Origin of the sequence: Pseudoalteromonas sp. APC 3358 (assembly GCF_030408075.1) — a bacterium.
Classification (GTDB): Bacteria; Pseudomonadota; Gammaproteobacteria; order Enterobacterales; family Alteromonadaceae; genus Pseudoalteromonas; species Pseudoalteromonas arctica.
Genome location: NZ_JASDCE010000012.1, coordinates 51,248 through 64,539, shown reverse-complemented (window position 1 = coordinate 64,539; position 13,292 = coordinate 51,248). Strand labels below are relative to the sequence as shown.

Genomic DNA, 13,292 nt, shown 5'->3' with positions numbered 1-13,292 from the left:
GGTTTATTAAGTGGCTTCCAGACCCATTTTTAAAGTGATTAAGCCGTTTCCTTATGTACAGGAAAAACTAATTGACTTTGAATGGCATAAAGGAATGGCGGCCACACAAAAGCAAAAATCTGTTCGCTCTTTACATAACGCTGCGCATAACTTGTTTAATGATTTAAATGTACTTGAGATCTCTACTAAAAGTGAGAGTACTTTGGGTGTAAGCCTAAGTGCTTTCAATTTGCTAGTTACATTAAAAAATGGTCGCGAGGTTCCACTAGAAAATATTTTTCATGCATCTAAAGTGTTTGAAAATGGCGGCCCTTTTAAAGAGCTTCTTACAATTCCGACACATGAAGTTAAACGAGATAGCCGTTTAGTTGAGAGCGGCTGTTTAACTGGCTTTTTTAGTAATGGAAAAACCTGGCCACTCACACCTAAAACTATATTTTATGATTGGATTTACATTAATGCTTTAAAATTAAACAAAGAACTACACTCTCAAATTATTCAGTATAATGCGTTTACTGATATTGAATTTAATCCTAAAAAAAGTGTTAATTGCCAAGCTAGAGCTGCAGCTTTGTATGTTTCTTTAGTCAACAATGGCATTTTAGAACAAGTTACTCGCTCTGCTGATGAGTTTATAGCTCACTTAAGCCAAAGCATCGAAAGTTGCGCCTCCCCTGTACAAAAGGATTTATTTATTTAAATGGAAATTAATATGTTTGAAACTATGTTAAAAAAGACATTAGCCCTTTTACCCACCCCAGCTATTGCAGCTGAGTTTGTAGTAAATGAATTATCATTCGCTAACAAAAGCTCTCTCCTGGTCCGTAACTTTGCTAAATCCAGTGGTGTAAAATTAAAGGCTGAGATGCCACTATTGGAATTAGACAGCCCTAACATTCATTTTTCGACTTCAATGGCTCAAATAGGCACGCATCAAAATACTATTTCACTACGTCTTGAATTAATTGATGCCGTAATGACGCATTTCCAATTAGGCAAGTATGCGAATATTGATGATAAAAACCTTATTAAGCAGTTTTGCAAAGAGCGCGGAATTACTACATTAATACACTTTACAAAAGTAAAAAATATTAAAAGCATTTTGGATATAGGCCTTAATAGTAAAGATTATAATAACGAAATATCTAAAGGTCATATTTACAACGATGCTAATAGGTTTGACTACAGAACTCACATGATTTCATTATCTATATCCTACCCTAACGACAAAATGTTTTATAAATACAGACAAGCACAGCCAGAAGAAAATTGGGCTGTGTTAGAAATATCTGCTAGCGTTCTGTGGGAACTTGACTGCTTATTTTGCCCCACAAATGCTGCAAGCTCTTCTATAGCATCAGCAACTGAGGCATCCCTTTCAGGAAGTTTGGCATTAAAACAGCTTTTTAATAATCAACCTATCAATTTACGAGTTTGTGACCCTACTGACTCACAAGCTGAAATTCTCGTTAATAGCCATATCCCAAAAGAATATATCCGATCAATATGTTTGGATAAACCTATCGAGTTATTAGCGAATACCGATTTTCAGATCAATAATACTTACTTTCACAATCGACAGTATGCTCTTTCGCACTGCTTTAACTAAATCTCATTATAAGGAAATAATATGTCTCTATTTAGCTTTTTCTCAAGAATTAAAACGGACCCCAAGGCAGAAGCACAAGGTGAACAATACTTTCGCCAAGCTCTTCAGTATCATCAATACGGCAATCAAGATGACGCTATTTTATTCTTTACAAAATCACTAGAAGTAAGCCCAAACCATTCAAGCGTATATTTAAATAGAGCTGGCTGTTTCATGATTCAAGAAAGGTACCTTGAGGCGTATGATGATTATCGTAAAGTTATAGACATGGAGAAAGAAAGGCAATCTGTTGATGGTGTTCGAGCATCTCCGATGGCTTTACAAAACATAGAGCGAATAAAGCTATTTCTAAGTTTTGAAAAACAAAATGGCGATAAAATTAGAGGACAACTAGCGAATGATGGCTTCGAACATTTTACAACTCGCTGGGCTGAAGTTTTAAGCAATACACATTTAAAAAACGATTTGAATGCTATCAAGCACTTTGTGAATGAGGAGATAAAAGAGCTTGAAGAGATGGGCGGAGTACACCAGGAGTATGCTTTAAATTGCGGTATTGATCATTCTGAGTTTGTAAACGTTACAGAGAGCGGTACTACACAACAAGCTTTTGTCTTTTTTAAAGGGATACTTTGTTGCTTTAGTCGTGATCCTCAAAAGATGTTTGAAATTAGGACTGCAATACTTAATAAATTGATTTCATTAAGTATTACTTCTAATTCCGGCAATAATATCAGTAATCAAAAAATCGATTACGATGGTGGAATGAGGCTTATTGAAGCTGAAGTCGATATAATGTTCATCGTTAAAAATGGTGAGGTCATGTATGTTAATAATGAAACTCCTCACCTGTATGAAATTGATAAAGATGGTGATATGAAGCTAGACGGCAGAGTGGTTAACTTTATCTTTAAAGATTCAAACGAAGTTATTGAGATATTTGTTGCATTTGATGATCAAGATTCGTATTCAATGTTTACAATGAATATGGGCCGAGATGAAAGATTAAACTATGTCGCTCAAGCTATTTTTCAATTTATGGGGCAAAATAATATTACCAATGTATTTTCAGCTACTGCGACATATTCGAGCCAATATCACTATACATTTAAGCTGTATAAAAAGAATAATAAGCACTTTATGATTAATAACAATCAATCTCAAGCCTATTTGATAAGTGAAAACATATATAAAAATAATAATGCTGATGATATTAAATCTGAGTTTTGGGGGATGGCATAAGCCAAAAATGTTGAATGACCTCTTGGTATACTACTGGATTTATAGAGGGTTTTAACCCCTTTATTTATGTGAATTAACCTTAGATTTGATATTTTATGACAGATGCAGAAATTACAAACAAAGCGCTAGTTAAAGCTAAGGCAATGAAGAAAGCTCTTGCCAAAAGTATGATTGATCATTTGCCAGAAGAAGAAAGTGCTGTATCTGTTTTTATGGCAGGCTCCCCTGGCGCAGGAAAAACTGAGACTGCTAAAAGTATCATTTCTCAATTTAAAAAAGAGCATGGCGTTGATGTTGTTCACATAGAAAATGATGAACTAAGAAAGGAGTTTGATGACTACAAGGGATTAAACTCACCGCTATTCCAAACGCCTGCAACTATTTTAGTGGAAGCTATACATGATAGAGCTTTAAAGAAAAAGGTAAGCTTTTTACTCGACTCTACGCTTTCAAGTTTTGAAAAGGCAAAATCGAATATAGAACGCTCATTACGTAAAGATCGCTATGTTTTGATTATATTTGTTTACCAAGATCCAGAACAAGCCTGGTGTTTAGTTAAGGCTCGCGAAATAGTTGAAGGAAGAAGAGTTCCACCTGAGGTTTTCGTAAATCAGTTTTTAGAGTCTCAACGTGTGGTCAGCGAATTAAAAAATATTTTCAAGGAGCAAATTGATATTATTTTTATGGAAAAAAACCTTGATGGAACAAAAGAAAAGCCTTACTTTAATGTAAGTAACATTGACGCTCTACTTGGCAAAAAGTATAATCGTAAGTCATTAGAGCGTATAGCCGGTATAAGTAATTCAACATAAATAGGAGTATGACATGTTGGTTCAATCTCGTGAAAAAGTTAAGTCTACGCCTTTTTCTGAATTTGTACGTAACGGTTCAGCAAAAGAAAAGAGAAAGTTCTTCGATAAAGTAATCAAAGAAACAGTAGCTATTCAACGTGCGATGATCGAAGAATCGAAAGCCTGTAGATAGCTAACAAACAGATTTATTATGAAAGCCGTTCAAATAGAACGGCTTTTAAAATGTACTAACTTGTATTAGTTGTATTAGTTGTATTAGTTGTATTAGTTGTATTAGTTGTATTAGTTGTATTAGTTCAGATTTAAACCGCCATACGGAATAGTTCTTCACAATCCTCTAATGCCTTTTGTGAGTTTAAATCACCATTTTGCGCCGCTTTCTCATACCAAAACTCCGCCTGTTTTAGGTATTTGTGATCAGATTGGTGCAATTTACCATCTGACAAGTCTACTTTATTTAAGTAAAACTTTGCTAAGTTAAATTGAGAACCAATATCATTATTTTCTGCGGCCATAGTTGTAAATGTTGTAAATGTTTCCTCTACTTCCTGGGGATAGTCTTTATTCTCATAACTATCTAAATGTAATAAAGAAGCCATAGATATAAAAGTCTGGCAATCGACACTGCCAGCAAATGCTGCTTCTCTTATGATCCTACCAAATTCATTTCCACTTTTAGTTTTTTGAAGTATCTTAAGGTCCTTATCAGTAATTTTTGATAAGTCCGTTAAATCCACTTTTTTCTTAAATATCCCAAACATCTTTTCTCCCTGTTTTGATACTGACGAACCATAATACTGAATACTTATTACTGTTATTTAAAAAATAGACTTAAATTGAATTCTTGAAGACAACACTTCTAAGCTATCTCGCTTTTCTACTGTTAACTCAGCAGAATATTCACCACGGAGGAATAACAAAATTATAGTATCGTCTAATTCTACGTCCAGTAATTTACTAATCTCTTGTAAATCATCTTCATCCATTGAACGCTTAAATGCGTCTGCTTTTTTAGACAGATTATATACGCTAAACACACTCGCCATGACTCGCTTATCAGTCGTAGCCTCGCCACCGCCTGGGTTAACCACTTTATTAAACTCTAACTGTTGGTTTTGATCTAATAATGACATGAATTCTATTGTTCTACTTTTTGCACAGCTTGGAGTGTAATCATCATAAGTAACGCCGTTTACCCATTGTGCCTTTATCCAATTCTGATGTTCACCTTTAAGGGCTCTACCCTGCTTACGGTGTGGACCATCATCTTTTAAAAATTCAGCCTTAATTAGAGCAATAGCCTCAAGCAGTAAGAGGTTTTGGGTGTATTTTGAGTAATCGTAGTTCGGTATAGCTAATTTACCTGGAACGGCTAGATAACTTTGGGTTAAATATGTTTGAGTGTCATCTTTTTTTCGAGAAGGGGCGGTATATTCCTTATTTGGTGAGATTTGAATCCCTCTATCAAAACCTCTTACATCATATTTAGCACAAATATCTTCAAAAACTGCACGTAAACCTTCAAAGTCACTTTTATCACTATTTAATTCAAGGTGGTTAAGTAAGTCACTATAAGCTTTAATAGCATCAAGGTTCGTATAGTGTTTGGCAAGTGTATTACTGTGATAACCGCAAGCACGACCAATATTAGCCTGGACAATTGCAGCAATATTAGCAATCGTACTGTCCCAAGTATTAATGAGCGTGCTTTTCATCTCTTGACCAAAATTAATACCAGCTCTAAAGCCTGCAACAGTAATAGCGATAACTTTGTCATCGAACATTGCTGCTGCTTCATATTCACGTTTAAAATCGTCAATACTTGCTAAATCACTCTCCTCAACACCCACCAGCTTTTGGCCAATAACCATTATTTGCTCTTCGGCTATACCGTTTTCTAGTAGGATATTTTTTGCTAAATTAGCCTGGCTACTAGGAACCCTAATCAATGACCATCCTGATGAGGGATGCTCTTTGAACTGCCTAATAAAACGCTTACGTAGTAAAGAATCATCACAAAAATTACGCTGCTCTTCTGTTAACTTTACTATTTGATTATTGCGGTGCATCTCTCTGATGCCTAAATACTCATCGCTTGTTTTATGGAAAACGAGACTGGTTTTAAAGTCGTGACGAAGAATCGAATCTGCACCTGCTGAATAAAGCGCGCTAAAAGGTGTGGCTGAAATAAAAGCAATTTTACAGTTTGTATTTTCTTTTTCGAGATACTCAAAAACCTTGGCATACCTTACGGCCTCTGAGCCGGCTCCATAATGACACTCGTCTATTATAATGAGTTTGGGTGGCTGGGCTTTAAAGTTGCTTGAGAGTGCGAAATTCATATTAGTAAAGTTACTCACAACAACATTATTACATTTAGCAAGATCTTGCTTAGCCTGCTCTTGGAGTGACAAATCGGCCATAGTGACCAAATAAAGTGTATCTTTTAATTTTGAGCGCTCACAAATATCTATATCTGATAAACTCAGCCTTTGTAATGCAGCTAATGCTAATGCGATACCAGACTTCCCTGATTGCATCTCAGCGGTTATAACAACAGCACGACTACCCTGTTGAAAATGAGAAAACGCTCTCTTTGCTGCATGTTGTTGATGTTCGAAAGTATCACTAGATACTATTTTCTCTAGATACTCTCTGTGCTTTTGTGCTTGATTCATAAACTTTACTTCACTGAAAACTGTGATTCGTCACTTAAAGCACCTGATTTTTCAGGTAACTCATTATGAGTCTTTTTATCTAGTGTTCTATCTAAGTCATATTCACCGCGTTTATATAAAACAAACATGGTATCGTCATGTGGAATATCGAAATAATCACACATGTCCCACACATCCTTTTCTGTCATGATCGTTTTGGTAACTTTACGTCTTGATATGTTATAGATACTAAAAACAGTTGCAGTAACTGACTTATTTTCAGATAGCTCTCCTGAACCTGGCGCTACAACCCTATTAAACTCAACATATTCATCATTATCTAACATGCTGGTAAGCATTATAGTTCTATCTTTTTGAGGTCCATCCACGCCTGCTTTCTGGGCGTTATCGTAGCTATCGCCATTAACCCACTGAGCTTTTATCCAGTTTTTTTTCTTACCGCGCATTGCCCTACTGCCTTTAACAGACGGAGCTCCATTTTTAATAAATTCTTCTCGTAATACTGAAATAGCAGCTAAAAGTAGCTTATCTTGTGTATGTTGTGAAAAGTCATAGTCTTGGTCTAATAGCCTTGCTGGGACAGCTACATAATGATCCGTTGCGAACGTTTCAACATCTCCAATAGGTCTACGTTTTTTATATTTAATTGTAAGCCCTACATCTAAACCATTTACTTGATGTTCTTGACATACTTCTTCAAAAAACTCTTTCAGGCCTTCAAAATCAGATGCAGCATGATCTGAACAATTACGTTCTAAATAATCCAATATTGCCCCATATGCTTCAGCTGCATTACCATTAGTAAAATGCATTGAGGTATTATTGCCATGATAACCACAAGCACGCCCTACATTCGCTTGTACAACAGCAGCAACACTAGCTACTGTGCTATCCCAGGTAGAGATAAGATTATTCTTCATTAAATTACCAAAGTTTATTCCCGCACGGCACCCTGCAACTGTAATCGCGACCAACTTTTCACCAAACAATTCGCTGTCTTCAAATGCTTTTTTAAACCTATCAATTGTAGATAACTCATCTTCTGGCACCCCTGAAAGCGAATTTCCTAGTATGTAAATGTTTTCTTCATCTACACCTTGGGAAATGAAGTACTGCTTTGCATCCATTGCTGTACCGGCAGGAACACGAACTAATGACCAACCCATACCTTCATGTGCATTAAATTGCTGCATAAAACTTTTGCGATGAGACGAATCAACTAGAAAGTTTCTTTCGTCATCATTTAGATTATGTAGTCGGTTATTTTTTAGCATTTCACGAACACCGTAATATTCGTTACTCGTTTTATGAAAAACTAATCGCGTGCCAAAATCACGCCGTAAAATAGAATCTTTAAGAGCTTGATCTGCAAGTTGAGCTGACTCTTTTAGTAGCTTATCGTTATGATCCTCCTCTGCTTCTGAACTAATTTCTAAAGCTTCTTCATATTCAGTCTCTGCACCATATAAAGCACCAAAAGGTGTCGCAGAAATAAACACGACTTTACAAGAGTCATTTTCTTGTTCTAAGTAGTCAAATACAGTGCTGTAACGTATACCTGTTACGTTAGAGCCATAATGGCACTCATCAATGATGATGAGTTTCGGAGGATTGCCCTTAAAATCAGTTTCTAAAGATTTTTCAAAATTAACAAAATTACTGACCACTACATTTTTAGCAAGCCTTAAGTCATCTTCAGCTTGATCCCTTAAGGCTGTATCTGGCATTGTGACAAGGTATAAGGTGTCTTTAAGCGAGCGCTTTTGGCAAATGGTTTCATCATCTAGGCTCAAACGTTGTAGACAACATAAAGCTAAAGCAATACCCGATTTACCAGCTTGCATTTCTGCGGCTGTAACTACGGCTCTAACATCTGCAGAAAATGCATCAAATGTTTTTGTCGCGGCATTTACTTGGTGACCATGTAATACGTTACTACTGAGGATTTCTTGGACTTTTTGGCGATGTACGTCAGCTTTATTCATAAAACTAACTCCTTGTTAAAATTATGCTGATTTGAGGGTGAGTCTATTTAAATCGAATACTATTGCTTATATTCAATAGACTTTTTCTTATTTTGCCACTTTTTATATATTTAGCAAATCTAAATACGGTAAACTATTGATAATAGATAATTAACTTCAACATTCGTTAACTCATTGAACATAGGTAAAATATGGCATTAAAGTTTGAAATCAACGATAGGATTTATTCACAGAAAGAGGCTCGTAGTAGAGGTAATATGGCTCAGGGTTAATACTTATATAATAAAAATAATAAGGCATATTGCCTCTAGCTTAGAGCTCTTGAGTCGAGGAAATGGCTCATTACAATTTATTATGAGCCAAGTAAACTTGATTACTGCTGGAAATGGTCTTCACAAACCGGGTTATCTTGCATATAGCGCACTGCAGGCTTTTCGCAAAACTCGCATTCAGTACCTTCTGGCACTGTGTTTTCATCACAGTTAGGGCAGCTTTTGAGTTTATAATTAAACTTGTGCTCACACACTTCACACTCAATTAAGTCGTCTTCACAATCAGGACAATTATCGTATTCATCCAAATCGAATTTTAATTTACACTCGCTACATTCTACTAAATCGCTCATATTCCCTGCTTTATTTTATTAGTTAAGAAATCAATGTACCTTTTTAAGTACATTCAGTAAAGCCATGTTATTAGTAATTAATTGAGCAATTCTTTAATCAACACAGAACCCAACTGCCGTGTATTAAATGGATTCCCGTTGCCATTTAAAATTGAAACACCTAACTCTTTAGCAATATCACGCAGGTAAGGCTTACTTGGTGTTACAAGCTCGTGATTTAAAAACACTTCAATGGTGCCATTTTCAAGCTCTACTAATTTGTAGTTATTCCATGTTGCTTCTTTTACGTTTAGTAATACACGTGGCTTAACAGGTGGGTTTATTAACTTACTCATTGTAATACAGCTTTTACCCGTTGCTGCATCACTCATTAGTAATCTAGCTTGCTCAACTGGCATATCTAACAAAGTTTCAACTTGCATTTCGTCTGTATTGATTCTTAAAATAATTATACGATCGACCAATTCTAACGTATTAGTATTAAAGCTAATATGGCCGCCTGTATGCATCCTACCTGTTGTTTTAACTGATATACGCTCGCCTTTGCTTGATACAACATCATAGCCCGCCTGGTTAACCTCTGTTGCCATACGTCCATTCGTGATTAGTGCAGCGTAAAGCTCCCCAATTCTACCAGTTAAATGTCTTAGCTCTGTTGCAGGCACATCCCAACTTAACTCCCTTTCTAACCAGCTCATAGCTTCACCTAGTGATTGAATAATCTGCATTTGAGTTAAAGCCATTTTATATCCTTATTTTATCTTCTAACCAACTTTTAAAAGGTGTTTATGCCCTGTTACCGACAGTGTACCCTGAGATGCTCGGCCTATATGGTCGCTCCACCAATTCATTAGCTCTCTGCGTTTTTCTATGTACTCAGCTCTATTATAAGCAGAACGAACTTGATTTTTATCTACATGCGCAAGTGCGGCTTCTATTACATCTGGGTTAAACTCATGCTCATTTAATGTTGTACTCCCAAGCGAACGTAAGCCATGGCTTACTAATCTACCTTCAAACCCCATACGTTTTAGAGCCATATTAGCTGTTTCATTGTTGATATGATTTCTAGGGTTTCTGTCTGACGGAAAAACAAACTCTCTGTGCCCTGAAATTGGTTTTATTGCCTCCAATAACTCTAAAGCCTGTTTTGATAAAGGAATAACATGCTCTCTGCGCTTTTTCATGCGTTCAGGGGGTATAGTCCAAAGTTTATTACCAAAATCGATTTCATCCCATCGAGTACCAGCAGCTTCACCTGGGCGCGTAAGTGTATGTAACTGCCATTCAATTAAAAAACGAGTTACGCGCTTAATTGATGCTATAGCAAGTGTTTGCATTAATTCAGGCAGCTCCTCTGGTTTTAACGAAGGCATGTTTTGTTTTCGCGGCTTTTTGAAAACCTCACTAATCCCTGCAAGTGGATTGGCATTAATGTAGCCACTATTAACTGCGTGTATCATGATCTTTCTTAAATACAGGCATAGCCGCTTAACCGTCTCTAAAGTTCCTTTTGCTTCTATAGGTTTTAAAATCTTAATCACTTGTGGTGCATTAATTTTACCAATGGGGTATTTGCCAATAACCGATAAAACATGCTTGTTTAACGATCGCCAAATATCTTCACCATAGTCTTTGGTTAAACTTTGTTTTTTAACCTCAAACCATTCTAAAGCGATTTTATTTAGCGTTAACTCTTCTTGTGCTCTTTTAAAAGCTAAAGTTTCGTCTCTATGTTCTTTAGGGTCAGTCCCTAGAGCAACCAACTCCCTAGCTTCTTGCGCTAGCTTTCTAGCATTAACAATTGATATATCGGGATACTTACCTAACCCCATGTTGATACGCTTTTTTGTAATTGGATGGTAGTAATTAAAGTTCCAGAGCTTAGAACCACTCTTTCTAACTTTTACTTGTAGGCCTTTCCCATCAGATAAAATTATATCTTTATCCTCTGCTTTTGCTTTCTTTAACGCTGTATCGGTAAGCTGCTTCGCTGATCTTGCCATAAAAAATGAACCCTACTCCAATTTAGTATCCTTTATTATGGCAGCTTATTAAGGGAATACCATATTAGATACTAAAGCTTTGAGCTTGGGTGAAACAGGATGGGACGAGGTAACGCGCTAAGTCATTGATTTTATTTTGTTACAGGCACAAAAAAGGACGTCCTGAGACGTCCTGATATTGAATAATGGTGGAGGGAGAGGGATTCGAACCCTCGTTAGGGATAAACCTAAACACACTTTCCAGGCGTGCGCCTTCAGCCACTCAGCCATCCCTCCACAGTGCTGCAATTGTGTAATGCAACAGCGCGCTATAGTATGAAATAGACCCTTAAGGTGCAAGGCATTTTTAAATATGAGCCTTTAAATGCTTACTTATCAAGCAATAGCTTATCTATAGGCACAAAAAACGGCTAAATCTAAGACCTAACCGTTTTAATTTATACTTTTAAAATTACTTAGCCATGCTCGCAGTAAATTCAAGCATGCGATTAAGTGACTTAAGTGCGCCTTCGCGTAAATCCATATCAACGAATACTTCTTTACCTTGAGGGCTTATGAGGGCTTCCTCAATCGCTTTTAAGCCATTCATTGCCATCCAAGGGCAGTGTGCACAACTTTTACATGAAGCGCCCTCACCTGCCGTTGGAGCCGCAAAAAACTCTTTATTTGGACATAGTTGCTGCATTTTATAAAAGATGCCGCGATCGGTTGCTACAATAAACTTTTTATTGTCCATTGTTTGCGCTGCTTTAATTAATTGGCTCGTAGATCCAACGGAATCGGCAAGTGCAACAATTTCTGCTGGTGACTCAGGATGAACTAATACGCCTGCATCTGGGTGCAGTGCTTTCATATCTTTTAAGGCTTTAGTTTTAAATTCGTCATGTACGATACATGCACCATTCCACATAAGCATATCAGCACCGGTATTTTTTTGAATATAACTACCAAGGTGCTTGTCTGGGCCCCAAATAATTTTTTCGCCTTGCTCATCAAGGTGCTCTACTATTTCAAGTGCACATGATGAGGTTACAATCCAATCTGCACGCGCCTTAACGGCGGTAGAGGTGTTTGCATACACAACCACTTTACGGTCAGGGTGCTCATCACAAAACGCTGAGAACTCGTCTATTGGGCAACCAATATCTAGCGAACACGTCGCTTCAAGCGTTGGCATAACAACCGTTTTATTTGGCGTTAAAATTTTGGCTGTTTCGCCCATAAATTTCACGCCCGCGACGATGATCATATCTGCATCGTGACGTGCACCAAAACGTGCCATTTCTAGCGAATCGGCAACGCAGCCGCCGGTTTCTTCTGCAAGTGCTTGAATTTCAGGATCGGTATAATAATGTGCAACAAGTACTGCATTTTTATCTTTTAGTAATTGTTTTATACGCGCTTTATATTCGCCTTGCTCGTCATTTGTTAACGGTGCTGGCTTAGGGGGGAAAATATAACCTTCAGGCATAATAGTTTGAGCTAGACTCATGTTCTCGACCACTTATCTACGGAGCATTAATTGCGGCGAATTATACGAGAATATAAACATAAATAACAGCAAACTAGTTAAGCTGTTTATAAAAAATAGAATGGGAATTTAAAAAAGAATATAAAGGAAAGTATTAGAGAGTGGTGGGTCATGATGGATTTGAACCATCGACCAATTGATTAAAAGTCAACTGCTCTACCAACTGAGCTAATGACCCGCTCTAATATAAATCTGCTTTGTAAAAAGCTGCGTAAATCCGCCGATTAAAACTTTCATAGAATGGTGGGTTATGATGGATTTGAACCATCGACCAATTGATTAAAAGTCAACTGCTCTACCAACTGAGCTAATAACCCGCTCTATGCGCTTATTCAATTATGAATGAAGCTTACGTATATCCGCCGATTGATGCCAAACATTATTCATAAGAATAAAGAATGGTGGGTCATGATGGATTTGAACCATCGACCAATTGATTAAAAGTCAACTGCTCTACCAACTGAGCTAATGACCCGCTCTTATATAACTTTTCATAGAATGGTGGGTTATGATGGATTTGAACCATCGACCAATTGATTAAAAGTCAACTGCTCTACCAACTGAGCTAATAACCCGCTCTATGCACTTATTCAATTATGAATGAAGCTTACGTAAATCCGCCGATTGATGCCAAACACTATTCACAAGGAATAAAGAATGGTGGGTTATGATGGATTTGAACCATCGACCAATTGATTAAAAGTCAACTGCTCTACCAACTGAGCTAATAACCCGCTCTATTGTTGCGTTTTAAATGCAACTTACTACTTTACGTAAATCCGTCGATTGGAACCAATCACTATT

The 13,292-nt window shown here is 36.9% G+C and carries 12 protein-coding genes and 6 tRNA genes; 5 read left to right on the top strand and 13 right to left on the bottom strand.

Going from position 1 to position 13,292, the window contains the following annotated elements; genetic code table 11:
- The first annotated feature begins 10 nt into the window (after window positions 1-10).
- The 5 genes from QL995_RS17015 (at window position 11) to QL995_RS16995 (ending at window position 3,835) form a co-directional block, all read left to right on the top strand.
- Window positions 11-700 carry a hypothetical protein gene (locus QL995_RS17015; protein ID WP_290294675.1) on the top strand — a complete coding sequence of 230 codons (690 nt, stop codon included), beginning with the start codon at window positions 11-13 and terminating at the stop codon, window positions 698-700.
- Complete coding sequence (locus tag QL995_RS17010) at window positions 701-1,609, top strand: DarT ssDNA thymidine ADP-ribosyltransferase family protein (RefSeq protein WP_290294674.1); 909 nt, start codon at window positions 701-703, stop codon at window positions 1,607-1,609.
- 21 nt (window positions 1,610-1,630) lie between these two features.
- Entirely contained in the window at window positions 1,631-2,851 is a 1,221-nt protein-coding gene (locus QL995_RS17005; RefSeq protein WP_290294673.1) for a hypothetical protein, read from the top strand.
- 95 nt (window positions 2,852-2,946) lie between these two features.
- Entirely contained in the window at window positions 2,947-3,663 is a 717-nt protein-coding gene (locus QL995_RS17000; protein ID WP_290294672.1) for a zeta toxin family protein, read from the top strand.
- A 13-nt stretch (window positions 3,664-3,676) separates the two neighbouring features.
- Entirely contained in the window at window positions 3,677-3,835 is a 159-nt protein-coding gene (locus QL995_RS16995; protein ID WP_290192526.1) for a hypothetical protein, read from the top strand.
- A 130-nt stretch (window positions 3,836-3,965) separates the two neighbouring features.
- Here the strand turns inward: QL995_RS16995 and QL995_RS16990 are convergent, their stop codons facing one another.
- The 13 genes from QL995_RS16990 to QL995_RS16930 all read right to left on the bottom strand — a co-directional run bounded on the left by QL995_RS16990 (window position 3,966) and on the right by QL995_RS16930 (window position 13,222).
- Complete coding sequence (locus tag QL995_RS16990) at window positions 3,966-4,424, bottom strand: SEL1-like repeat protein (RefSeq protein ID WP_290294671.1); 459 nt, start codon at window positions 4,422-4,424, stop codon at window positions 3,966-3,968.
- A 57-nt stretch (window positions 4,425-4,481) separates the two neighbouring features.
- Window positions 4,482-6,341 (bottom strand): DEAD/DEAH box helicase family protein, encoded by a 1,860-nt coding sequence (locus QL995_RS16985; RefSeq protein WP_290294670.1) that lies wholly within the window; start codon window positions 6,339-6,341, stop codon window positions 4,482-4,484.
- A 5-nt stretch (window positions 6,342-6,346) separates the two neighbouring features.
- Complete coding sequence (locus QL995_RS16980) at window positions 6,347-8,326, bottom strand: glutathione synthase (RefSeq protein ID WP_121955029.1); 1,980 nt, start codon at window positions 8,324-8,326, stop codon at window positions 6,347-6,349.
- 373 nt (window positions 8,327-8,699) lie between these two features.
- Window positions 8,700-8,951, bottom strand: a complete 252-nt coding sequence (locus tag QL995_RS16975) for a hypothetical protein (RefSeq protein WP_121954309.1) — start codon at window positions 8,949-8,951, stop codon at window positions 8,700-8,702.
- 77 nt (window positions 8,952-9,028) lie between these two features.
- Window positions 9,029-9,694: a hypothetical protein gene (locus tag QL995_RS16970; RefSeq protein ID WP_290294669.1), complete on the bottom strand. Its 666-nt coding sequence runs from the start codon at window positions 9,692-9,694 to the stop codon at window positions 9,029-9,031.
- Between the two features lie 21 nt (window positions 9,695-9,715).
- Entirely contained in the window at window positions 9,716-10,957 is a 1,242-nt protein-coding gene (locus QL995_RS16965; RefSeq protein ID WP_290294668.1) for an integrase domain-containing protein, read from the bottom strand.
- A gap of 186 nt (window positions 10,958-11,143) precedes the next feature.
- A tRNA-Ser gene (locus QL995_RS16960) sits at window positions 11,144-11,233 on the bottom strand.
- Window positions 11,234-11,408: 175 nt separating this feature from the next.
- Window positions 11,409-12,449: a quinolinate synthase NadA gene (gene nadA / locus QL995_RS16955; RefSeq protein ID WP_290294667.1), complete on the bottom strand. Its 1,041-nt coding sequence runs from the start codon at window positions 12,447-12,449 to the stop codon at window positions 11,409-11,411.
- Between the two features lie 141 nt (window positions 12,450-12,590).
- Window positions 12,591-12,666 (bottom strand) — tRNA-Lys (locus tag QL995_RS16950).
- Window positions 12,667-12,729: 63 nt separating this feature from the next.
- Window positions 12,730-12,805: transfer RNA gene (locus QL995_RS16945), tRNA-Lys, on the bottom strand.
- A gap of 82 nt (window positions 12,806-12,887) precedes the next feature.
- Window positions 12,888-12,963: transfer RNA gene (locus QL995_RS16940), tRNA-Lys, on the bottom strand.
- 24 nt (window positions 12,964-12,987) lie between these two features.
- Window positions 12,988-13,063: transfer RNA gene (locus tag QL995_RS16935), tRNA-Lys, on the bottom strand.
- An 83-nt stretch (window positions 13,064-13,146) separates the two neighbouring features.
- Window positions 13,147-13,222: transfer RNA gene (locus QL995_RS16930), tRNA-Lys, on the bottom strand.
- Window positions 13,223-13,292 lie beyond the last annotated feature (70 nt).

Bases quoted from the DNA above. Each gene is read 5' to 3' on its own strand.
- QL995_RS16990 (WP_290294671.1), bottom strand. From the start codon at position 4,424: ATGTTTGGGATATTTAAGAAAAAAGTGGATTTAACGGACTTATCAAAA.
- QL995_RS17005 (WP_290294673.1), top strand. From the start codon at position 1,631: ATGTCTCTATTTAGCTTTTTCTCAAGAATTAAAACGGACCCCAAGGCA.
- QL995_RS16995 (WP_290192526.1), top strand. From the start codon at position 3,677: ATGTTGGTTCAATCTCGTGAAAAAGTTAAGTCTACGCCTTTTTCTGAA.
- QL995_RS17000 (WP_290294672.1), top strand. From the start codon at position 2,947: ATGACAGATGCAGAAATTACAAACAAAGCGCTAGTTAAAGCTAAGGCA.
- QL995_RS16965 (WP_290294668.1), bottom strand. From the start codon at position 10,957: ATGGCAAGATCAGCGAAGCAGCTTACCGATACAGCGTTAAAGAAAGCA.
- QL995_RS16980 (WP_121955029.1), bottom strand. From the start codon at position 8,326: ATGAATAAAGCTGACGTACATCGCCAAAAAGTCCAAGAAATCCTCAGT.
- QL995_RS16975 (WP_121954309.1), bottom strand. From the start codon at position 8,951: ATGAGCGATTTAGTAGAATGTAGCGAGTGTAAATTAAAATTCGATTTG.
- QL995_RS16970 (WP_290294669.1), bottom strand. From the start codon at position 9,694: ATGGCTTTAACTCAAATGCAGATTATTCAATCACTAGGTGAAGCTATG.
- QL995_RS17010 (WP_290294674.1), top strand. From the start codon at position 701: ATGGAAATTAATATGTTTGAAACTATGTTAAAAAAGACATTAGCCCTT.
- QL995_RS16985 (WP_290294670.1), bottom strand. From the start codon at position 6,341: ATGAATCAAGCACAAAAGCACAGAGAGTATCTAGAGAAAATAGTATCT.
- nadA (WP_290294667.1), bottom strand. From the start codon at position 12,449: ATGAGTCTAGCTCAAACTATTATGCCTGAAGGTTATATTTTCCCCCCT.